Genomic DNA, 21,603 nt, shown 5'->3' on the forward strand with positions numbered 1-21,603 from the left:
GCGAAAGCTTAGCTACTAAACCTGCTGTTAACGCCTGACAGCCTAAGACGGGACGATCCGGTGATGATGTCACCGGACAACAACTCTTCCGGCACCCTTTCGGACAGACGGAGGCCCCGTGGACGTTGCAGGCACCGACCGACCGCATCCCACCGGGGATGCCGCCAGACCGGTGTCCGGTCCGTCGGGTCTTTCCGCCTCGTTTCCCGGCCTGCTGGCCGGGCTGACCGGCATCGGCACCCTGGCGGCGCTGTCTGCAAGCGGGCATGTCGGCTGGCCGGTCGCCGGCGCGCTGGTGGCCGCCGGCGGTCTGGCCCTGTGGAGCGCCCGGCGCGCCGGGGCCGCCGCCACCGCTCTGGCCCGTTCGGACGCCGCTCTGCGCCGGGCGACGGACGAGCTGGAAGGGCTGCGCGACCGCTCCCGCGACTTCGCCGCCGTGACGCCCGGCTGGTTCTGGGAAACCGGGTCGGACCACCGCTATCTCTCGCTGTCGGGCGGGCTCACAGCGCTGCTCGGTTGCGATCCGCGGACGGTGTTCGGCGATTCCCTTCTCGACCTTGGGGTGCTGGTCGCCGACGAGGCGACCTGGGCCGAATACCGTGCCGACATCGAGGCCGGCCGGGCTTTCCGCGATCTGGAGCTGAGCTTCGAGGGGGTGGACGGGCGCGACCTCGTGCTGCGGCTCAGCGCCGTGCCGGTGCGCGGCGCCGACGGGCGCTTCCGTGGCTATCGCGGCTGCGGCGTCGATGCCACCGCCGAGACGCTGGCGCTGGTGGAGGCGCGCTTCATGCAGGCGGTGGTGCATGACGCCATCGACAGCGTGTCGGAAGGATTCGTGCTGTTCAGCGCCGACGGCCGGTTGCTGATCTGCAACGAGCAGTATCGCCGCGCCTATCCCACCATCGCCGACATGCTGACCCCCGGCCGCAGCTTCGCCGAGATCCTGCGCGCCGCCGCCGAGCGCGGCGGGTACGAGGGGGAGGGCGACATCGGCGCCTGGGTCGAGCAGCGGCTGACCCGCCATCTCCAGCACTCCACCCCGGTCGACGGCCGGCTGTCCGACGGGCGCTGGTACCGCATCAGCGAGCATGCCACCGGCACCGGCGGCGTGGTGAAGATCCTGATGGACATCACCGAGCTGAAAACGCGGGAAGAGCAACTGGCCGGCCAGACCGCCCGGCTGGAGCAGACCGTCGGCGCCCTGCGGGAAAGCGAGCTGCGCTACCGCCAGCTCGTCGAACTGGCCCCCTACGGCATCGTCATCTGGGATCGCGCCGCCATCCGCTTCGCCAACGGGACCGCCGCGACGATCCTTGGCGTCGCCGCCGATGCGCTGGAAGGCCAACTGCTTGCCGGATTTCTGGCGGAGGGCGAGGCGCTGGCCGCGATGCTCGCCGCCGCTGCCGAGGGGGAGGAGCGCCGCTTGGAATGCGACGCCCTGCGCCCGACCGGCGAGCGCCGCCGGCTGGAGGTCGCGGCCAGCCAGGCCGTCTATGGCGGTGGGCCGGCGGTGCTGCTGGTGCTGAACGACATCACCGACCGCCGCCGGGTGGAGGGCGAGCTTCAGCGCGCCCAGAAGATGGAGGCGGTGGGCCGCATGGCCGGCGGCATCGCCCATGAATTCAACAACATGCTGACCGCCATCGGCGGCTTCGCCCGGCTGGCGGAGCGCAATCCGGCCGATCCCGACCGCGTGCTGACCTGCGTGCAGGAGATCGCCAAGGCGTCCGAACGGGCGGCGGCGCTGACCGCGCAGCTCTTGGACTTCTCCCATCGCCGGGTGACCGACGAGCGCGAGGTGGTCGCCGTCGCCCCGCTGGTGCGTGACCTGCGCGTCTTCCTGAAACCCCTGCTCAGCGCCGGCATCGACGTGGCGATTCTGGCCGATGACGAAAGCGCGCACGCGCTGGTCAACCCGGTGACGCTGAACCAGGCTCTGCTGAACCTCGCGTTGAACGGGCGCGATGCCATGCCCCACGGCGGCACCCTGACCATCGCCCTGGCGGTGGAGACGCCGGACGACGCCTTCTTCGCCCGTCACCGCGGCCTGAAGCCGGGCCGCTATGTCGCGATCCGCGTCAGCGACCAGGGGCCGGGCGTGCCGGCGGAGATCCGCGACCGCGTCTGGGAGCCCTTCTTCACCACCAAGGAGCCGGGGAAGGGCACCGGGCTCGGCCTGTGGATGGTTTATGGCACGGCGCAGCAGTCAGGCGGCGCGGTGGAACTGGAGGGCGAGGAGGGGCAGGGTGCCACCTTCGCGCTCTATCTGCCCGCCGTCGAGCCGCCGGCATCCCCGGTTGGTCTCGACCCCCTGCAGGTTGCGGAGGGGGAGGGGGCTGTCATTCTGCTGGTCGATGACGAGGACTCGGTGCGCCGTTACCTCCGCCTCGTGCTGGAGGAGGCCGGCTGCACGGTGGTGGAGGCGTCCGACGGGCAGGAGGCGCTGACCCGGTACGACGAGGCCGGCGGCCTGTTCGACGCGGTGGTCAGCGACGTGTCGATGCCGAAGATGAACGGGCTGGAGCTGGCCCGCGCGTTGGAGACCCGCAACCAGCTTCTGCCCATCCTGTTCCTGACCGGCTACGCCTCGCGCGAGACGGCGGCCGGGCTGACGGCGCAGGAGGGGCGGCAGATCGTGATGAAGCCGGTGGCGCCCGAGCGGCTGCTTAGCGCGCTGCGCGACCTGCTGGCCCTGTGAGGGTGGCGATGGAGGAGTCCCGCCACGACACACCCGCCGCGGAACCGGCCCTGGAAGAGGCGGAGGGTTCCGCCCCCGCCGCCTGTCGCGAGCCTGCCGACTTCTACACCCCGGCCGGCCGTGATGGGGTCGGCCGCTTCTGCCGCCGCTTCCTCGACGAGAACGCGCTGACCGCGACGGAGCTGCTGCACCACCCGCGCCATCAGACCGGGCTGTCCAACACCGCCACCTTCGTCGCCATCCTGACCCAGGCCGAACGGGTGATGGACCGTAAGGGCGGCATGACGCCGCTGGTCAACGAGATCGCCCGGCTGACGCGCGAGCGGGTGAAGGAGCACCCGCCCCCCGACTTCCTGTCCGCCGACTATCCCGGCACGGCGGCGGAACTGTTGTCCGTCGGCGGTTTTCTCGGCCGTTTCCTTCTCGACGCCGCCGTCACCCAGCACATCGCCGTCTGCCGCAGCTTCGCCGAGAAGGCTGAGGCGCTGCTGAACCTCGCCGAAACCACCGAGCATCCCGACGCGCTGACGCCGGTGGAGCGGCTGCTGGGAGAGATCCTGCTGAGCGACGCCGGCACCGCGTCCTGCGCGCGGGATGCCCCCTTCACCACCCTGATCGACCTGATCGTGACGCTGATCGCCACCGACCGGCCGATGGCGGACGATGCCCCATCGGTGTTCCGACGGCTGGACGTGTTGATGCGCCGGGTGCCGATGCCGGGTTTGCGCGACGCGCTGGCCGCCGCCTTCCGCCGCGAGATGGCCAAGCCGGCCTGCTTCACCATCGCCAGTGCCGGCGACATGTTCGGCATCGAGGCGGTGCAGCGCGAGATTCTGGCGCTGAGCGACCTGTCCGCCCGCCTGCGCGACCGCGAGGGCGCCTATGTCGGCGGTGCGCGGACGGAGGCGGCTCTGCAACGCCGCACCGCCCTGCTGGTCAACGAGGACACGGTCCCGGAGATCACCCGTGGCCGCAACTTCGTGCAGAAGCTGCGCATCTTGTTCGTGCTCCAGAAGATGCCGCTGTCGCCCACCGCGACCAAGGCGGTGGCCGATTACCTGAAGAGTTTCTTCGACAGCCGCGACTTCGCCGGCCGGCTGCTGGACTGCTGGAAGGACCGGAACGAGAAGCTGAAGGGGCTGGCGGAGGTTCAGCGCCTCGTGCTGTCCAGCGCCTTCCCTGACGAGGAGCGCGAGTATCTCGGCGGCCAGCTCGACGACATCCAGAACGCCTTCCTGCGTACCCAGCGCGTGCTGGCTCCCTTGATCCAGGCCAAGGACGATCCGCCGGCCGACACCGTGCTCGAGATCGTCCGGCTGGCGGGGGAGGGGGCCTTCTGTACCGGGAAAAGCCGGCTGGCGGTGGCCCGCGTGCTCTACCGCCACTGCCACCGGCCGCGCTTCGTCCGCCATGTTCTGCTGAACGCGCCGGGGCCGAAGGAACGGCTGGCGCGTGCCAACTGGCTGCGGCAGGCGCTGGGCATGGTCGGCGTGCCCTTCATCGACCTGTCCTCCCACCGCGTCCTGGTGGTGGATGACGAGGCCGGGCCGCGCGCCTTCGTCACCTCCGTCCTCCAGGAGCTGGGCATCGGCCACATCGTCACCGCCGCCGACGGCCAGGAGGCGTTGGAGCGCTTCCAGGCCGACGGTGCGGCCTATGACCTGATCGTCTGCGACTGGATGATGCCGCGGTTGAGTGGCCTCGACCTGCTGAAGCAGGTGCGCGAAGCCCGCAGCGACCTGCCTTTCCTGATGGTCACGGCGCTGGCGACGCTGGATGCGGTGAAGAAGGCGCTGGCCCATCAGGTCAGCGGCTACATCGCCAAGCCCTTCACGCCCGACCAGTTGGAGGAGAAGATCTTCCTGGTCCTGGCGCAGAAGGGTTTTGGCGATTAGGGGCGGGACCTCCGGTCAGCGGAACAGGCCGGGCATGATCTCCACGATGATGCCGGTGGTGGAAACGACCAGAACGGCGTCATGGTTGACGCGGACCCAGCGATGGCCCCGCGGCGGGCGGTGCAGGTGATAGGCGGCTGGGCGTGCGATCACGTGACGGGGGGCGCGCCACTCCTGCGGCAGACGCTCGCCGGCCCGCCAGCCATACGCCTTCGGCGGACCAGGACGGTGGACCGGCTGACGGTCGGGGTGCTCGTACCGCGGGCCATGTTCGTACCCGCGGGGCGGCTGCGGCTGCGGGTACTGGTGGCCGGCCGGGCGGTCATCCGGGCCCGGCTGCCATCCCTGGGCCATTGCGGGCGTTCCGGTCGCCGCGGTTACGGCGAGGATAGCGGCGGCCACGGCGAGCAGGGTCTTTTTCATGCTGTCCATCCTATCGCGTCCGGCGCTCCCCGGTCTTGGCCGGGGGCGTCCATGGCGATCAGGATGGCGGCCTATCGTTGCCAGCCTGTGTCCGGCGGTCATGGATTCGGTAACAGAGTGTATCCGGGACAAATGTCGGCGGCCGCCTGTTGTGATGGAACCATCCGACGGAAGGAACGATTCCATGGCAGACCAGAAACCCGACAGCGGCAAGATCCTGTCCAACGAGCCCGACCGCGACATCGCCGACCCGCTTGAGGCGGCCAGGGAGGTGTCCGACACCGGCAAGCCGATCACCCCTGACACCGAATCGGCCAAGCACATCGACCGCCCGGCGGAGAAGGGCAAGGCTGGGAAGGGCAAGGCCGGGAAAACGAGCTGAGGGAATGAGTTGGCGGAGCGGAGACGGTTCCCTCTCCCATCCCGGGAGAGGGGCCTTCCGTTAGCGCAACTCCAGCCCCGCCTGCTTGAAGGCGCGGGTGAGCGCGTCGACGATGGCCGGGTCGACTTCACCCGTGCCGTAATCGAGGTTCATCACGGCGTACCACGGAACGCCAGCCTTGTTCGCCAGCATCCTTGTCGACCAGCCAAGGCGCAGCCGTGCCTCTTGGCACTGCGTCCCTGTCATGATGCGTCGACTCCACACGTTAGCGTCCGCCTTCCATGCTCCTGCCCCGATCCGCGTCGGCTTACCCGAACGGCCGGTCCCGGCCGCAACCTGGGGCTATCCACAATAGTGCAAGAATTTGACCCCCTTGTCATGTGTCGGTTTGTTGCAGAGCGAAACGCTCTGCTTTGCCGGATTGTCATGGGCGGCAACTCGCCGGCATTTGATGAAAAACATGTAAGGTTCGCCGGCCCATCTGTATGACCCTGTCGATATTGGGGACTTGGCGTTCACGACGTCGCCTGGATCGGGGTTCGAAACGGACAAGGCTTCCATGAAGATTCTTTGAAGCGGGATTGTTCCGAGGCTGACCTTCGCGGTTGCGCTCCACCGCCGACGGTCAGCCGATGCGCTTGGCGAGCAGGGTCAGGTTACGGCCGCCTTCGCGCCGGTGGCTGGCGCGGTCCATCATTTTGCCGACCAGAAAGATGCCCAGTCCGCCAACCCGCCGGCTCTCCAGATCGCCGCCGAGGTCGGGCGACGGGGCCTCGGCGAAGGGGTCGAAGGCGTCGGCATCGTCCTCCACCTCCGCCCGCAGCTCCAGCCCATCGGTTTCCAGCCGCACCCGGATGCCATGCCCGCCGGCACCGCCGTGGCTATGGGAGACGATGTTGGTGACGAGTTCGTCGAGGCAAAGCGTGAAGCGGAAGGCGAGGTCCGGGGGCAGCTGGTTGCGCGCGACGAAGTTCTCCACCGCGGCGGCCAGCCGGCCGAGTTCCGACAGTTCGCTGCGCAGGACCACCTCCAGGCGGTTCGCCGTTTTTCCGTCCATCCGCACTCGCCTCCCGGCCCCACTTTTTCCCCTATGCCTCCGGGTATCACGGGGGCGCGAAGGGATGGTCATTCTTAACCGATGGCGTCGGCGTGACAATTCCTCGACCGCCGGCTGGGGAGGTTGAACGGGCGGCGGCAGGGGGACAGACTCGGGCGAAGGGGTTCGGCCACAACGCTGTGGCGACCGGAATAAAGCCGGTTCGCGCGGTGTTGGTGGAACGGAACCCCGGGGGGACAATCGACGAAGGTGCCGGCGCCATGTCCATGCTTGCCAAGCCCATGCTTGCCACGCCCACGCTCTGGACCCGGATGAAGGCCGAACTGGGCGACAGCGACGCGCAATACCGGCTGGCGGAGGCCGTGCGGACGGCCGACGTTGCCGCTTCCGTTTCCTGGTACCGCCGGGCCGCCCGCCAGGGCCATGTCGCGGCGCAGACCATGCTGGCCTTCCTGCTCGCCAACGGCATCGGCGTACCGCCCGACCCGCGCCGGGCGGTGTCCTGGTATCGCCGTGCCGCCGCCAAGGGCGACGTCGGCGCGCAGAACAATCTGGGCTACATGCACGAGCATGGCGCCGGCGTGCCCTGCGATCCTGCCAAGGCGGCGCTGTGGTACCGGCTTGCCGCGCTCCAGCACTCCGCTCCCGCCCAGGTCAACCTCGCCCTGCTGCTGCTCGACGGCCGCGGCGTCGACCGTGACGAGACCGAAGCGGTGCGCTGGCTGCGTGCCGCTGCCGAGCAGGGGCATCCTGCTGCGCAATACCGCCTTGGCCTGTGCCTGCGCGAGGGGGTCGGGGCCACCCGCGATCCGGCCGAAGCCGCCCTTTGGCTTCAGGCGGCGGCAGCGGCCGGCGACCGCGACGCGCTGGTGGCGCTGGCCGAGCTGCGGCAAACCGTCCTCCCCGACCTGCGCCCGGACCTGTCCCTCGACTGGCCGGACGCCGCGGAGGATGAGGACGACGCGGCGCCATGGCGGCCGGAGCAGCGCCGCATGCAGGAAATCCCCATGCAGAACGCCCATGCTGGCGCAATGCCGCCCGGCTGAGGCCGCCCGGATGGTCGCTGGCTTGATATATTAGCATAATCTGGAAAACTAATGGCGGTGCGGCGCGCGCGGTGGCCACCGACCGCCTGGATGCGCGGACCGCCGACCTGCCGGACGGGTTGACCGCCTGCCTGCTGGACCCGAAGGACTTCGACCTGCTCGCCGGCGTCCGCGTGCGGGTGGCGGCGATGCAGCAAGACCCCCAACCATTACCGCATGGCCGGGAAGGTCGGGAATTTCGTCGCCGACCATCTGGGCAACCGTGGGCTGGCCGCTGGCATCTTCCGCAAGGCGGCGCTGGTCGCCTATGGCGCGCTCGGCCTGCCGATGGCCGAGGATCCCAATCGGGGCCGTGACCTCGACTTGCCGGAGGCGGAACTGCCGCTGGTGGCGCACATGTCGTCGGCGATGGTCGATCCCAGGGAGTACGGGCGCGGACTTCACCACCGGTCGATCGGCTGGGGGATCGAGGTGGCGGAGGCGCTGGGCGGCCGGCACCTGATCACCACGGTCAGCGCCCGCAACCATCACAGCTGGAGCCATCTGGCCGGACACGGCCTCTACCCGAAGCGGCCGGTCCGCGTCGGTGGCGATCCGGTGCGGCTGCTGGTTCATCGCGACTTCGCCGCCGACCCGGCCTTCGATCCCGCCAGCGCGTAACTCGTGCCGGTGGCGGAGTTGACCGCTCGACGGAACCTCTTCTGGCACGGCCAGGTCTGAGGCCGCGTCGCCGCGGGAGAAGCGGCGTCGCGGCGTTGGTATGCACTGTGAGGGCGGGAGCGGGAGGCGCGATGAGCGCGATTTCCGCCGTACTGCGAAGACATCGTCGGCACTCCGCCGACATGCTATAACCGGAGGCCTGGAAGAATGTGGCGGGAGCCGGGTATGCACATTGCCGAGCGAACAGAGAATGGCGTCACGGTGCTGCACCCGGTCGGACGCATCGACAGTGGCAGCACAGGCGAATTCGAACGCGTTCTGATGTCCGCCATCGGCGATGAGGGCACGCGGATCGTTGTCGATATGGCCCAGCTTGCCTACATCAGTTCTGCCGGGCTTCGGTCCCTGCTGGTCGCCGCCAAGGCGGCCCGGGCGAAGCGCGGCTCGATCGTCCTGTCCGCGATGGCGCCGAATATCCGCGAGATGTTCGATGTCAGCGGATTTTCGTCCCTGTTCCAGATCCATGCCGACGCGGCTGCGGCTGTCGCGGCAGTGGGTGGGTGAGGGGCACGCGTAGACTTCCGCCGGCCGCGGCCGGCTTTTCGATAAGGCGGTTCCCAAAAGGAGCCGGGTGCATGATGGGAAGTGCCAATCGCCCCAACATCCTGGTCGTCGAGGATTCGCCGGCCGTGCGGCTGTCCGTCGCCGGATATCTCGAGGGGCGCGGTTTCGAGGTGACGGAGGCGGAGAACGGCCGGGCGGCGATCCGCGCCCTCGACCGCCGCAGTTTCGACCTGATCGTCACCGACGTGCTGATGCCGGAGGTGGACGGGATCGAACTGATCAAGGCCGCCCGCAGCACCCAGCCGGACGTGAAGATCCTCGCCATGTCCGGCGGCGCACCCAACATGCCGGCGGGCTATCTGCTGAAGATGACCCGCATGTTCAATGCGGATGAGATCATCTACAAACCGTTCCTCAACGAGGAGTTGGGGGCCGCAGTTGCCCGTCTGCTCGACCAGTCGCTGCCAAATTAAGCAGATTGAAGTGCCTGCCCAATAAAAGGGCGCAAAAGAAAACGGCTTCGGTGCATGAAGCGCCGAAGCCGTAAGTGATGCGTGGAACCAACCGCGGTTCCCTTCGCAAGCCCCGTGCCAGAACTCTCGGTTTTCCCTGTCACCGGCCGCTGAATTTCCGGAACGCCGTTCGACCGCCCCTGTTGATCGGGACAGACGGGCGTGGCGACGCCATGCGTGGTGCCGCCCGCCCATTCAAGAATCCTGAAAAGAGGGAGCCGACCACGATGGCGCAGTACGAGAATCGGTGGCGAGGCGAGGGCCGCGACTGGCGCGACGAGGACCGTGAACCCAACCGGCACCGCGATTGGGGCGAGGGACCCAGCCGCACCGGCGTCTACGGCCAGGACCGGAGCCGTGAACAGGGAGGGGACTGGAGCCGGTCCCAGAGCGGGGACGACAGCCGCCAGCACGAGAGCATGTATCGCACCCAGGCCCACCGCCATCAGGACGAGCAGGGCCGCGACTATCGCGATGCCGGCTATGGCGGGCGAGTCGGCAATGAATCGGGCGGTTACGGCCGCGATTCCCACTATGACGACAACCGCCGCGACAATTCCCGCGAGATGGAGCGGGTCTATGATCGCAACTTCGGCGGCGGGCGCGACATGAGCCGCGGCGGCTATGGTGCCGGCTATGGCGGCCGGTCGGGTTCAAGCGGCTATGGCGGTTATGCCGGGGCCGGCAATGCCGGAACCGAAGGCAACTACACCAGCCGTGATGTCGGCAGCGCCGATTACCGTGACCGCGATTATGGCGTCCGCCCCTATGGCGAGCGGAATTACGGCGAGCGCAGCCCCGGAAGCAGCGACGACCGCAACCGTGATTACGGGTCCCGCGCTTACGGTCCCCAATCCAGCGGTTATGGCGGCGGTTACGAGCCCGGCCGCGACCGTGGCGATTGGAACCGTGGCGACTGGAGCCGGCGCGATCTCGGCGGCAGTTCCTCCGCCAGCCATGGTGCAGGCTATGGCCGAGACGATTACCGCAACCGCTCCTGGGGCGAGGACCGCGGGGCCATGTACCGCAGCCAGGAAGGCCGTGGCTATGGCGAGAACCGCGGCCGGGGCGAACAGCGCGGCTTCTGGGAGCAGGCCGGCGACGAAATCGCCTCCTGGTTCGGCGACGACGATGCGGAGCGCCGCCGTCACGAGGACCAGATGCGCGCCTCCCAGCATCGCGGCCGTGGCCCGCGCGGCTACAGCCGTTCCGACGAGCGTGTGCGTGAGGATGTCAGCGACCGGCTGACCGACGACGCCTACATCGACGCTTCCGACATCGAGGTGGCGGTCAGCGGCGGCGAGGTGACGCTGACCGGCATGGTTCCCGACCGCAACACCAAGCGCCGGGCCGAGGATGTCGCCGAGTCCGTCTCCGGCGTGTCGCATGTGCAGAACAACCTGCGCGTCCGTGCGCAGACCGGAACTCAGGGCGGCTCGAACTGGGGCAGTTCGACCGGTGCCGGCGCCTCGGCGATGGCGAGTGCGGGCACCAGTTCGACCCCCGGCGGCACCTCCTCGTCGATGAGCGGGACAACAGGCGGCCTCCAGGGGGCCGACACCACCAGCGCCGGCACCGCGGCCGGCCTCGGCGCCGGCACCAGCGGCGGCCCGGCCGGCACATCGGCGGGCACCGGTTCGATGGCCGGCTCGACCACCGGCGTGACCGGCTCAACCGGTATCGGCCGCACCACCAATACGCGGAGCTGACGTCCCGCGTCACCGCCATAAATTGAATAGGCGCGAAGCCCGGCCTCCCAGGTAATTCCCCCCTGGGCAGGTCGGGCTTCGCGTCTTTTTACGTTCTAAGGACCGCAAATCCGCCCGATCCGGTCATGGAAAGGAAACAGTTCCCCCACATGACGCCGAATTCATTTTTATTGGAAACAGGTTCCTTGACACTTTAAGGATCTCGACTATCGTCAGTTTTTGAAACCCGTGAGTTCCATTCATGCCTCTTGATGCGGAAGAGATACCCGACTGGCGCGCTCGGCGGCGCGAGGTGATCCTCAACGCCGCGGCGGAGCTTTTCGCCGGCCGCGATTACGCCTCGGTCCAGGTGGAAGAGGTGGCGAAACGGGCCGGCGTGGGCAAGGCCACGCTCTATCGCTACTTCCCCTCCAAGGAAGAGCTGTATCTGGAATCGCTGGAGCGCGCGCTGGGCGGGCTGGAGCACAAGCTGAACGCCGAACTGGCGCCGCAGCAGGTGCCGGCGTCGGTCCGGCTGTCCGCCATGGTCTCGGCCCTGGTCGACACTTTGAGCGAGCAGTTGCAGACGCTGAAGCTGCTGGGCGGCGACCAGTCAGATCTGGCCGACCGCACCCGCCGCATCCTGCGCCGCCGCAGCCAACGCACCGCCACCGCGTTGCAGCAGGTGCTGGCCGACGGCATGGCGTCCGGCGAGTTCCGCAAGATCGACCTGGAGGTCGTGCCGCTGCTGATCATCGGCATGGTCCGTGGCGGCATCATGCAGCTGGGCGACCGCCCGCGCGAGGCGCTGGAGCGCTCCGTCATCGATATCCTGATGTCCGGCATCACCAATCTGCCCCCCTTTATCTAAGCCTGTGCCGGCCCCTGGCTCCGGCGTTTGGAGTCCCATCGGATGAGACGGTTTTTCCTGGTCCTGCTGCTGGCCGCTGTGATCGGCGGCGGCGGGTACTATTGGTATGCGACCCACAATGCCGGGGCGGATGGCAAGACGGCGGCGGCGGACGGCCAGAAGCCGCAGTCCAAGGCGGCGGCGCCGGCCGGTGCAGGCCGGACGGTTCCCGTGGTGACGCAGACGGTGGCGGTGCAGGCCGTGCCCGAACAGATCGTCACCATCGGCAGCGTCCAGCCCATCGCCGCCATCGCCATCAAGGCCCGCGTCGACAGCGCGGTGGAAACGGTCAACTTCACCGAAGGGCAGGAGGTGAAGACCGGCGACACGCTCTTCACCCTCGACAGCCGGTCGCTCGACGCCCAGCTGCGTCAGGCACAGGCCAATCTGGAGCGCGACCGCGCCAATCTGGAGAAGGCCAAGGGCGATGTGAAGCGCTATGCCGAGCTGGTGCGGACCAGCGCCATCTCCCGCACCACCTATGACGCCGCGGTCGCCACCGCCGACGCGCTGGAGGGCACGGTGAAAGCCGACCTCGCGGCGATTGAGGCGGCGAAGGTCTCGCTCAGCTTCACCCGCATCACCGCTCCGATGGACGGCCGCACCGGCACCGTCGCCGCCAAGGTCGGAACCATGGTCCGCGCCGCCGACACCAACCCGCTGGTCACCCTGACCCAGCTGCGCCCGATCAACGTCTCCTTCAACGTCCCGGAAAAGCATCTGCCGGCGATCCGCGCCGCAATGGCCAGCGGCTCGCTTTCCGTGACCGCCACCATCGCCGGCGGCCATGGCGAGAAGGCCGAGGGCAAGCTGTCCTTCGTTGACAGCCAGGTCGACCAGCAGACCGGCACCATTCTGGTCAAGGGTGAGTTTCCGAACGCCGACACCCGCCTGTGGCCGGGCCAGTTCGTCGACACTGTCCTCACCCTGCGCGTCGAGCAGAACGCGCTGACCATCGCCGACCTTGCCGTGCAGACCGGCCAGAAGGGCCGCTTCGTCTATGTCGTCAAGGCCGATGAGACGGTCGAGGTCCGCCCGGTCACCGTCGAGCGCAACCATGGCGGCCTCAGCGTCGTCGCCTCCGGCCTGAAGGCGGGCGAGCGGGTGGTGGTCGACGGCCAGTCGCGCCTGTTCCCCGGCGCCAAGATCACCGAGAAGGCCGGCGGCAAGCCCGCCGCCCCGACCGGCTCCACCGGGGGCGGCGAGACCGCCGAAGGCGGGCGCCAGCAGGGCTCCGCCACCCAGGACGCCGCCCGCAGCACGGCAACCAATGGGGCGGCCACCGGTCAATCCGCCGAGGGCAAGAGCACCGGGGGTGCCACGTGAACCTCTCCGAACTCTGCATCCGCCGTCCGGTGATGACCATTCTCCTGACGGCGGCCCTGGTGCTGAGCGGTCTGGCGGCCTACCGCCAACTGCCCACCGCGGCGCTGCCGCGGGTGGATTTCCCGGTGGTCAGCGTCACCGCCACCCTGCCGGGCGCCTCGCCGGAGACGATGGCGGCGTCGGTCGCCAGCCCGCTGGAGCGTGAGTTCTCCACCATCGCCGGCATCGACACCATCACGTCGAACAGCACGCTCGGCAACACCAGCATCACCATTCAGTTCGTGCTGGAGCGCGACATCGACGCGGCGGCGGCCGACGTGCAGGCGGCCATCGCCCGCACCCAGCGCCGGCTGCCGGCGGAGATGACGACCCCGCCCAGCTACCGCAAGGTCAACCCGGCCGACCAGCCGATCCTGTTCCTGTCGCTGAACTCGCCGACCCTGCCGCTGGCGCAGTTGAACGACATCGCCGAGACGCTGATCCAGCCCAAGGTCGCCACCCTGCCGGGCGTCGCCCAGGTGCAGATCTACGGTTCGCAGAAATACGCCGTGCGGGTGCAGGTCAACCCCAACGCGCTGGCGCTGCGCGGCATTGGCATCGACGAACTGCAGAAGGCGCTGGCCGCCGCCAATGCCAACACGCCGGTCGGCACGCTGACCGGCCAGCAGCAGCAGCTGGTGATCGCCGCCAACCCGCAGCTTCCCGACGCCGCCGCCTTCCGCCAGCTGATCGTCGCCTACCGCAACAGCGCACCCGTCCGCCTGGGCGACGTCGCGCAGGTGCTGGACAGCGTCGAGAACGACCGCACCGCCAGCTGGCTGAACGGCACCCGCAGCATCATGCTGGCTGTCCAGCGCCAGCCCGACGCCAACACCGTCGACGTGGTCGACCGGGTGCGCGAGCTGGTGCCGGTGTTCCAGACCCAGCTTCCCGCCGCCGCCGCCATCCAGGTGGTCAACGACCGCTCCGAATCGATCCGGCAGGCGGTGGAGGATGTGCAGTTCACGCTCGGCCTGACCATCGTGCTGGTCGTCATGGTGATCTTCCTGTTCCTGCGCCGGCTGTCGGCGACACTGATCCCGGCGCTGGCCGTGCCGATCTCGCTGATCGCGACGGCCGGCGGCATGCATCTGCTGGGTTTCTCGGTCGACAACATCTCGCTGATGGCGCTGACGCTGGCGGTCGGTCTCGTGGTGGACGACGCCATCGTCATGATGGAGAACATCGTCCGCTACGTCGAAGAGGGGATGAAGCCGTTCGAGGCCGCCATCAAGGGCTCGCGCGAGATCGGCTTCACCATCCTGTCGATTACCCTGTCGCTGGTCGCGGTCTTCATCCCGATCCTGCTGATGGGTGGCGTGGTCGGGCGGCTGTTCCACGAATTCGCCCTGGTCGTCACCATGTCGATCGGCGCGTCGGCCTTCGTGTCGCTGACGCTGACGCCGATGATGTGCTCGCGCTTTCTCACCCATGCCCATGACCAGAAGGAGGGTTGGTTCGGCCGCATGCTGGAGGGCGGCTTCTCCGCGGTGCTGAACGGCTATGCCCGCACGCTGCGCTGGACCCTGCGCCACCGGCCGCTGATGGGGCTGGTGATGATCGGCACCGTTATCGGCACGGCGCTGCTCTACCAGGCGATCCCCAAGGGCTTCTTCCCGACCGAGGACATCGGCCAGATCCAGGTGACGACCGAGGCGCGGGCCGACATCGCCTTCCCGTCGATGGCGGAGCGGCAGCAGCAGGTCGCCGCCATCATCAAGGCCAACCCGGCGGTGGTCGACGTCATCTCCTCCGTCGGCGTCGGCGGCAGCACCGGCAACCAGGGCCGCATGTTCCTCACCCTGAAGCCGCGTGACGAACGTCCGTCGGCGACTGAGGTGATCCAGCAGATTCGCCGGCAGGTCAACGGCATCCCCGGAATGGCCGTCTACATGCAGCCGGTGCAGAACCTGCGCATCGGCGGCCGCGCGTCGAAGAGCCTCTACCAGTATACCATCCAGGGCCTCGACCTCGACGAGCTGTACCAGTGGTCCGGCCGGCTGGAGCAGACGCTGCGCGGCATTCCGATCCTGCAGGACGTGACCAGCGACCTTCAGCTGAACAATCCGCAGGCCTACGTCCACATCGACCGCGAGAAGGCGGCCACACTCGGCCTCGGTGTCGATCAGGTGCGCTCGACCCTCTACAGCGCCTTCGGCCAGCGGCAGGTCTCGACCATCTACACCCCCAGCAACGACTATCAGGTGCTGATCGAGCTGGAACCGAAATACCAGGGCGACGACAGCTCGCTGTCGCGCATCTATGTCCGCTCCACCACCACCGGCAAGCTGGTTCCGCTCGACGCCTTCGCGCGGGTGGAGCGCACCGCCGGCCCGCTGGCGGTCAACCACCAGGGCCAACTTCCGGCCGTCACCTTGTCCTTCAACCTGGCGCCCGGCGCCTCGCTGGGGCAGGCGGTCGACCTGATCCGCGCGTCGGAGCGCGAGATGGGCCTGCCGCCCACCGTCACCACCGGTTTCGCCGGCACCGCCCAGGTGTTCCAGGATGCCCAGGCCGGTCAGGCGCTGCTGCTCTCCGCGGCGGTGCTGGTGATCTACATCGTGCTTGGCGTGCTGTACGAGAGCTTCATCCACCCGTTGACCATCCTGTCCGGCCTGCCGTCGGCGGCCATCGGCGCGCTGGCGACGCTGATGCTGTTCGACGTCGAACTCAGCGTTATCGCCATCATCGGCATTCTGATGCTGATCGGCATTGTGAAGAAGAACGCGATCATGATGATCGACTTCGCGGTGGACGCCCGGCGCAACGGCATGTCGGCGCGCGACGCAATCGAGCAGGCCTGCCTGCTGCGCTTCCGCCCGATCATCATGACGACGATGGCGGCGATCATGGGCACCCTGCCCATCGCCATCGCCCATGGTGCGGCGGCCGAACTGCGCCAGCCGCTGGGTCTCGCCGTGGTCGGCGGCCTGTGCGTGTCGCAGGTACTGACGCTCTACATCACGCCGTCGCTCTACCTCTACATGGAGGATTTCGGCCACTTCATGAGCAACCTGTTCCGCAGCCGCAAGGCGGACATCCCCCATGGCCCGATGCCGGCGGGTGGCGACGACTGAGGGGCGCGTGGATTTCCCTCTCCCGCCTTGGGAGAGGGGCGTTCATACAGCGATCTGCGTAACCATCGGCGTGTTGACCCCGGCATCGGCGCGGCGGTAGGCGTCGATGGCTTCGGACCAGGGTTCGATGGTCAGGCCGCTGCCCATGGCCTCCTGATGGATGCTCTGGGCGACATAGCCGGCGTTGGGCAGGGCGTTCAGCGGAACCGGGCCGCCAATGACAGGGCCGGCATCCTCCGCCGTACTGCCGATGGCAAATCCACCGGATGAACCGGCAGCCGTCCGCGACCGTGTTGCCGTCGACTCTCCGTCGGCGCGGCCGCTGCCCTGCAGCGCGTCGCCGGTCGCCTCGGTGCCTTCCTTGCCGCGCTTGCGTTCCTCATCACCAGGGACGCGGCGGATCGGCTGGACCGCCGAGGCATCGCTCGCCAGCATCTGACGCAGCTTCGCAAGGCCCGATGTGGGCATCGCGCTGGTCGGTGCGGGAAGGGCGGCCAGTCCGGACAAGGGGCGGTTACCTCACGGGAGCAGGAAACGCGGGGTGAGCGGAATGCAGGACGGCACAGTATCGCTCATCGGACGATCTTGCACAAACCTGTCGCCACCCGAAACAGGCTAGTGCGGCAAAGGTTCCGAAATACTTAAAATGTCCCACAAATATCGCGTGGTTGCGACGCCGTGGCGCAGACGAAGGCTCGGCAGGATGAGGCGCGGCTGGTACAGTGGGACGTTCGATTGTGGACACGCGTAACGAAGGATGGCGCGCCGATCTTGCCAGCCCGGATCCCCGACCTCCCGACGAACCAATCCCCTGCGGCCGACGTTCCCGGACCGGAGCCCGTGAGCGGCGACGATCTTGCCGTGCTGGCGCTTGAACAGATGGATCAGGGCGTGATGCTGGTCGATGCCGACCTCAGGGTCCGCGTGATCAACCCCCGGCTATACGAGATGTTCGACGTGCCAATGGGCTATCTGCCCGGCGACGACTATGCCCGCATGGTCCATTACCTCGCCCGCCGTGGCGAGTATGGTCCGGGCGACCCCGACGCCCTCGCGGCCGGTCATCTGGAACGGACGCGCCGGGCCGATCCGCCGCTCTATGAGCACCGCCGCCCCGACGGACGCGTGCTGGAGGTGCGGACCCGCCGCACCTCTGCCGGTGGGTTCGTTCGCACCTACTCCGACGTGACCGAGCGCCGCCGGGCGGAGGACGACCTTGCGACGCAGCGCCACATGCTGCGCCTGACGCTGGAGAATATGGGGCAGGGCATCGTCCTGCTGGACCGCGACCTGCGCTACATCGCCTGGAACCGCCATGCGCTGGACATCCTCGGCGTGTCGGAGGAGGTGATGTGCAGCAAGCCGGCGCTGTCCGACATCGTGCACCACCAGATCTCCACAGGTCTGGTCTCCATGCCGGCGGGAGCCCCCGATTTCGGCGACAATCTGGATGCCAAGACCAAGTATCTGATGGACCGCCTGGGCCGGCCGGAGCGGGAGTTCGTCTATGCCCGCCCCCAGGGCGACGGCCGCTTCATCGAGGTGCGGGTGGTGCCGCTGCCTGACGGCGGGCAGGTGCGGACCTTCACCGACATCACCGACCGTGTCATCGCCGACGAGGCGCTACGCCAGAGCCGCGAAATCCTGACCGGGGTGATCGACGCCATCCCGGCACTGATCGACGTGAAAGACCGCGACGGCACGGTGCGGCTGACCAACCGCTTCTACCGCGAAACCTATGGTCCCGCCGCCGCTCCGCCGCCCGGCCCCGCGACCGACCGTGCCACGGCGCTCGACCGGCTGGTGGTGGGCAGCAGCCGGGGCGTTCCTTTCCACGAGGACCGCGCGCCCGACGGCGACGGCACGATGCGCGATTGGCTGACCACCAAGATGCCGCTGACCGACGAGGGGGGCGAGGTCACCCACATCGTCACGGTGGCGCTGGACATCACCGCGCGCAAGCGGGCGGAGGCCGAACTGCGCGATGCCCAGGCCAGCCTGATCCAGGCGGAGAAGCTGTCTTCGCTTGCCCAGCTGGTCGCGGGCGTCGCGCATGAGGTGAACACCCCCATCGGTGTCACCCTGACCGCCATTTCCCATCTGGGAGAAGAGGTCGGCCGCATCCGCGCCCTGTTCGAAGAGAACCGCATCCGCCGCAGCGATTTCCAGGATTTCCTGGATGTCGCCTGGGAATCGACGCGGATGATCCTGTCGAACGTCGAGCGCGCCACCGGTCTGATCCAGAGCTTCAAGCAGGTCGCCTCCGATCAGGCGAGCGGTGAGCGCCGCCCCTTCGACCTCGCCGCTTATGTCGACGAGGTGCTGCTGAGCCTGCGCCCCCGCCTGCGCCGGACCCGGGTGACGGTCGATCTCGACATCCCTGCCGGTTTGATCGTCGACGGCTATCCCGGCTCCTTCGCGCAGGTGCTGTCCAACCTGATCATCAATGCCCTGGTCCATGCCTATGACGAGGGTGAGGCCGGCCGCATTCTGCTTTCCGCCCGCGAGCAGCCGGCGGGCTGGATCAAGATGCACTATGCCGATGACGGCAAGGGCATCCCCGCTTCCATCCGCACCCGCATTTTCGAGCCCTTCTTCACCACCAAGCGCGGCATGGGCGCCAGCGGTCTGGGCCTCAGCATCTGCGCCAACATCATGGCCGGCACGATGCGCGGCAGCATCGCGCTGGAGGATGACGGCGAGAAGGGCACGCGGTTCGTGCTGCGCTTTCCGGTCCGGCTCGAAGGGTGACGGCAGCATCAAGTGGGATCCCCGGCATCCGATGACAAAGCCGATGCGCCGGCATTGTCCGGTTGAAGAGTGCTCAATACTTCAGCAGGTCTCGTCGTAGTCCTGCATGTCCGAGGAGGCATACATGTGCATCGCAACGGATAATCAATATAAGGTGGTAGATTTAATTGGGCGAGCCGCTTTTTGATATTCAATGGAAACGATTATCCAAGATCAATAACGCATAATTTCTTAATACACAAAATGTTTGCTACGAGTGATTTGAGTATAAAAAATATTCAATCATTGAATGGACCGTTCTCGATTATCAGCGGCAAAATTGTTCTGCATCATTCTTTTTCATGTTCCGATGGAGTTGAAATTTTGAAAGCGTTGCAGAGAGGCTGCCGCTGCGTTGGTTTATGGATTGGCGCTCTCGCAGCGATGTTCGTTATGTCCACAGCGGTACTTTGGATTTTTGTCTTTCATAATATTGGTACTTACCGTGATCTGGATCGGCAGGTTGCGGAGACAAATACTCAGATGATGGCGAAGGCCTATCACGAATATCTGATAAGAACGATCCGGCAGATCGATCAAGCTGCGCAACTGATGCGCAGTGAATATACGCGAAAACAAAAAGATATGGCGTCGATTGCACAGGAGGTTTTTTCGATACTCAGTTCGGACTTTGTTTTTCAGGTGTCCATAATCGGTCGTGACGGCCGGCTCTCCTTCTCCAATCTGCAAAGGATGACCGATAGGGTCGATCTTTCGGATCGGGAGCATTTCCGCGTCCATCTGGAGCAGGAGGGGGATTTTCTGTTCATCAGCAAACCTCTGCTCGGTCGCATATCGCAGAAATGGTCCATCCAGTTCACCCGCAAGATCTTCAATGATCGGGGCGAGTTCGACGGCGTCATCGTCCTGTCGATCGATCCATATTTCCTCGGGCGTTTTGCGGAAACGGTGTCGCTTGGCGACAAGGACGTCATCGCCCTTCTCCACCAGGACCGGACAGTTCTGTCGCGGGCTCTCGGCAGAAATTATGACGAACGCCATCTCGGCAAGGTGATCGAACCGCGGCCCTACACGGAGCCGCTCGCCCCCGATTCCGGAGTGTTTGACGGCGCCAGCCCTATCGACGGGATCCAGCGGATCGTCGGTTATCAGAAACTCCGGCAGTATGGCCTGTTCGTCGTCGCGATGGTGGACCGGGAGGAGGCCTTCGCCCGGTCCAGCCATGCTGCTCTGCTCGGCTACCTGATCGGTGTCGTCGGCACGGTGTTGCTTACGCTCGCCTCGCTGGCATCCGGCCTTGCGATCTGGACGATCTTCCGCGAGTACGCCACCGTCCAGACGATGAATGCCGAACTGAAGGCTGCGCACGAGGATTTGGAAGCGACCCATCAGGCCTTGAAGCGGCGGGAGATGGAGCTTGTCCTGCTGGCGGAGACCGATCCGCTCTGCCGGATTCCGAACCGTCGGCGCTTCATGTCGGTGGCGGATGCGGAACTCGTGCGCCACCGCCGCTATCGCCGCAAGTTCAGCATCATCATTCTCGACATCGACCACTTCAAGGCGGTCAACGACAATCATGGCCACACGGCCGGCGATGCCGTGCTCGTCGGCATTGCCCAGGTCATCCAGAACCGCTTGCGGGAATCCGATACCTTTGCCCGGATCGGCGGAGAGGAATTCGCCATCGTCCTGCCGGAGACCGATGGGAAAGGTGCCATGGTGGTTGCGGAGAACCTGCGGCAGGCGGTGTCCGGAGCCCGGATCGACCTCGATGGCGACCGTTCTGTGACCATCACGATCAGCATCGGCATCGCCAGCCTGGACGAGGATCACACGACGGTCAGCGACATTCTGAGCCGTGCCGACAAGGCGCTCTACAGTGCCAAGGACAGCGGCCGCAACCGGGTGGTTCTCGATACCGGCTGCGGTCTGCGGGTCTGATCGTCCGACCGCCTCAGCTTGCGATCAGTTCCCTGATCCTTGCGGCCAGCACATCCATGGCGAAGGGCTTGGTCAGCACCGACATGCCGGGTTCGAGCTGGCCATTGTTCAGCAGCGCGTTCTCGGCGAAGCCGGTGATGAACAGCGTCTTCAGCTTGGGACGGCCGACGCGGGCGAGATCGATCATCTGGCGGCCGTTCATGCCGCCGGGCAGGCCGACGTCGGTCACCACCAGATCGATGCGCGCGTCGGATTGCAGAACCCGCAGGCCGGCGGCGCCGTCCGCCGCCTCGATTGCCGCATAGCCCAGGTCGCTCAGCAGGTCCATCACCATCAGGCGCAGGCTCGGCTCGTCGTCCACCACCAGAACGGTCTCGCCTTGCCGTGCCGGCTGGGTCGTGGCCGGCTCGTCGCGAATCTCCTCTTCCTCCGCCTTGCCGCGGTGGCGGGGCAGATACAGGCAAACCATGGTGCCTTCGCCGACCTCCGAGTAAGAGCACCTAACAAAACGGCGTTTGGGCTGTTGAGAGTGGCATGGCTGCACCTCTGGTCTCCGACGCCCTTTGGGCCCTGATTGAACCGTTGCTCCCAGCGGAGCCGCCCAAACCGAAGGGCGGGCGGCCTCGGCTGGACA

At 67.1% G+C, this 21,603-nt stretch carries 18 protein-coding genes and 1 pseudogene; 14 read left to right on the forward strand and 5 right to left on the reverse strand.

The features are described from left to right. Positions 1-118: 118 nt before the first annotated feature. Entirely contained in the window at positions 119-2,698 is a 2,580-nt protein-coding gene (locus VH569_RS25825; protein ID WP_423319063.1) for a response regulator, read from the forward strand. Between the two features lie 8 nt (positions 2,699-2,706). Continuing rightward, on the forward strand, positions 2,707-4,593 hold the full coding sequence (locus VH569_RS25830) for a response regulator (protein WP_423319065.1): 1,887 nt from the start codon (positions 2,707-2,709) through the stop codon (positions 4,591-4,593). A gap of 15 nt (positions 4,594-4,608) precedes the next feature. Here the strand turns inward: VH569_RS25830 and VH569_RS25835 are convergent, their stop codons facing one another. Then, a complete protein-coding gene (locus tag VH569_RS25835; RefSeq protein ID WP_423319066.1) occupies positions 4,609-5,016 on the reverse strand; it encodes an RcnB family protein in 408 nt (135 codons plus the stop codon). 184 nt (positions 5,017-5,200) lie between these two features. On the opposite strand from VH569_RS25835, the gene VH569_RS25840 reads away from it, so the two are divergent. Beyond that, the gene (locus VH569_RS25840) at positions 5,201-5,398 is read left to right on the forward strand and encodes a hypothetical protein (RefSeq protein WP_376959530.1); all 198 of its coding nucleotides are present in this window, start codon (positions 5,201-5,203) and stop codon (positions 5,396-5,398) included. Positions 5,399-5,458: 60 nt separating this feature from the next. Here VH569_RS25840 and VH569_RS25845 read toward each other — a convergent pair whose 3' ends face one another. Both VH569_RS25845 and VH569_RS25850 read right to left on the reverse strand, forming a co-directional pair. Beyond that, entirely contained in the window at positions 5,459-5,644 is a 186-nt protein-coding gene (locus VH569_RS25845) for a hypothetical protein (RefSeq protein WP_146255415.1), read from the reverse strand. A gap of 379 nt (positions 5,645-6,023) precedes the next feature. Continuing rightward, a complete protein-coding gene (locus VH569_RS25850; protein WP_423319069.1) occupies positions 6,024-6,455 on the reverse strand; it encodes an ATP-binding protein in 432 nt (143 codons plus the stop codon). 260 nt (positions 6,456-6,715) lie between these two features. Between VH569_RS25850 and VH569_RS25855 the strand changes: the two genes are divergently transcribed. From VH569_RS25855 to VH569_RS25890, 8 genes are all read left to right on the forward strand, one after another. Further along, the gene (locus VH569_RS25855) at positions 6,716-7,501 is read left to right on the forward strand and encodes a tetratricopeptide repeat protein (RefSeq protein ID WP_395459510.1); all 786 of its coding nucleotides are present in this window, start codon (positions 6,716-6,718) and stop codon (positions 7,499-7,501) included. Positions 7,502-7,717: 216 nt separating this feature from the next. Next, positions 7,718-8,161, forward strand: a complete 444-nt coding sequence (locus VH569_RS25860) for a hypothetical protein (protein WP_423319071.1) — start codon at positions 7,718-7,720, stop codon at positions 8,159-8,161. Between the two features lie 225 nt (positions 8,162-8,386). Further along, positions 8,387-8,725 carry an STAS domain-containing protein gene (locus VH569_RS25865; protein WP_098739610.1) on the forward strand — a complete coding sequence of 113 codons (339 nt, stop codon included), beginning with the start codon at positions 8,387-8,389 and terminating at the stop codon, positions 8,723-8,725. Positions 8,726-8,796: 71 nt separating this feature from the next. Continuing rightward, positions 8,797-9,198: a response regulator gene (locus VH569_RS25870; protein WP_423319073.1), complete on the forward strand. Its 402-nt coding sequence runs from the start codon at positions 8,797-8,799 to the stop codon at positions 9,196-9,198. Positions 9,199-9,464: 266 nt separating this feature from the next. Then, a complete protein-coding gene (locus VH569_RS25875; RefSeq protein WP_423319075.1) occupies positions 9,465-10,946 on the forward strand; it encodes a BON domain-containing protein in 1,482 nt (493 codons plus the stop codon). A 241-nt stretch (positions 10,947-11,187) separates the two neighbouring features. Continuing rightward, positions 11,188-11,796 carry a TetR/AcrR family transcriptional regulator gene (locus VH569_RS25880; protein WP_377809172.1) on the forward strand — a complete coding sequence of 203 codons (609 nt, stop codon included), beginning with the start codon at positions 11,188-11,190 and terminating at the stop codon, positions 11,794-11,796. Between the two features lie 42 nt (positions 11,797-11,838). Then, on the forward strand, positions 11,839-13,161 hold the full coding sequence (locus VH569_RS25885) for an efflux RND transporter periplasmic adaptor subunit (protein WP_423319076.1): 1,323 nt from the start codon (positions 11,839-11,841) through the stop codon (positions 13,159-13,161). Continuing rightward, the gene (locus tag VH569_RS25890; protein ID WP_423319078.1) at positions 13,158-16,277 is read left to right on the forward strand and encodes an efflux RND transporter permease subunit; all 3,120 of its coding nucleotides are present in this window, start codon (positions 13,158-13,160) and stop codon (positions 16,275-16,277) included. Before VH569_RS25885 ends, VH569_RS25890 begins: the two co-directional genes overlap by 4 nt. 42 nt (positions 16,278-16,319) lie before the next feature. On the opposite strand, the gene VH569_RS25895 is transcribed toward VH569_RS25890, so the two are convergent. Then, the gene (locus VH569_RS25895) at positions 16,320-16,784 is read right to left on the reverse strand and encodes a hypothetical protein (protein ID WP_423319080.1); all 465 of its coding nucleotides are present in this window, start codon (positions 16,782-16,784) and stop codon (positions 16,320-16,322) included. A gap of 333 nt (positions 16,785-17,117) precedes the next feature. Here VH569_RS25895 and VH569_RS25900 point away from each other — a divergent pair, with 333 nt between their 5' ends. Together VH569_RS25900 and VH569_RS25905 are read left to right on the forward strand one after the other, a co-directional pair. Further along, positions 17,118-19,028, forward strand: a complete 1,911-nt coding sequence (locus VH569_RS25900; protein WP_423319082.1) for a PAS-domain containing protein — start codon at positions 17,118-17,120, stop codon at positions 19,026-19,028. 522 nt (positions 19,029-19,550) lie between these two features. After that, positions 19,551-20,969, forward strand: coding sequence for a sensor domain-containing diguanylate cyclase (locus VH569_RS25905; RefSeq protein WP_423319084.1), 1,419 nt, complete (start codon positions 19,551-19,553; stop codon positions 20,967-20,969). 13 nt (positions 20,970-20,982) lie between these two features. Here the strand turns inward: VH569_RS25905 and VH569_RS25910 are convergent, their stop codons facing one another. Further along, on the reverse strand, positions 20,983-21,438 hold the full coding sequence (locus VH569_RS25910; RefSeq protein WP_423319086.1) for a response regulator: 456 nt from the start codon (positions 21,436-21,438) through the stop codon (positions 20,983-20,985). Between the two features lie 65 nt (positions 21,439-21,503). Between VH569_RS25910 and VH569_RS25915 the strand changes: the two are divergent. Then, positions 21,504-21,603 (forward strand): annotated as a pseudogene (locus VH569_RS25915) (IS5/IS1182 family transposase); the annotation flags it as partial.

The sequence above is a fragment of the Azospirillum sp. 11R-A genome, from assembly GCF_049472615.1.
GTDB lineage: Bacteria > Pseudomonadota > Alphaproteobacteria > Azospirillales > Azospirillaceae > Azospirillum > Azospirillum palustre.

Coding starts and splice junctions, on each gene's coding strand:
- VH569_RS25830 (WP_423319065.1), top strand. CDS start 2,707: ATGGAGGAGTCCCGCCACGACACACCCGCCGCGGAACCGGCCCTGGAA.
- VH569_RS25835 (WP_423319066.1), bottom strand. CDS start 5,016: ATGAAAAAGACCCTGCTCGCCGTGGCCGCCGCTATCCTCGCCGTAACC.
- VH569_RS25840 (WP_376959530.1), top strand. CDS start 5,201: ATGGCAGACCAGAAACCCGACAGCGGCAAGATCCTGTCCAACGAGCCC.
- VH569_RS25845 (WP_146255415.1), bottom strand. CDS start 5,644: ATGACAGGGACGCAGTGCCAAGAGGCACGGCTGCGCCTTGGCTGGTCG.
- VH569_RS25850 (WP_423319069.1), bottom strand. CDS start 6,455: ATGGACGGAAAAACGGCGAACCGCCTGGAGGTGGTCCTGCGCAGCGAA.
- VH569_RS25855 (WP_395459510.1), top strand. CDS start 6,716: ATGTCCATGCTTGCCAAGCCCATGCTTGCCACGCCCACGCTCTGGACC.
- VH569_RS25860 (WP_423319071.1), top strand. CDS start 7,718: ATGGCCGGGAAGGTCGGGAATTTCGTCGCCGACCATCTGGGCAACCGT.
- VH569_RS25865 (WP_098739610.1), top strand. CDS start 8,387: ATGCACATTGCCGAGCGAACAGAGAATGGCGTCACGGTGCTGCACCCG.
- VH569_RS25870 (WP_423319073.1), top strand. CDS start 8,797: ATGATGGGAAGTGCCAATCGCCCCAACATCCTGGTCGTCGAGGATTCG.
- VH569_RS25875 (WP_423319075.1), top strand. CDS start 9,465: ATGGCGCAGTACGAGAATCGGTGGCGAGGCGAGGGCCGCGACTGGCGC.
- VH569_RS25880 (WP_377809172.1), top strand. CDS start 11,188: ATGCCTCTTGATGCGGAAGAGATACCCGACTGGCGCGCTCGGCGGCGC.
- VH569_RS25885 (WP_423319076.1), top strand. CDS start 11,839: ATGAGACGGTTTTTCCTGGTCCTGCTGCTGGCCGCTGTGATCGGCGGC.
- VH569_RS25905 (WP_423319084.1), top strand. CDS start 19,551: ATGATGGCGAAGGCCTATCACGAATATCTGATAAGAACGATCCGGCAG.
- VH569_RS25910 (WP_423319086.1), bottom strand. CDS start 21,438: ATGGTTTGCCTGTATCTGCCCCGCCACCGCGGCAAGGCGGAGGAAGAG.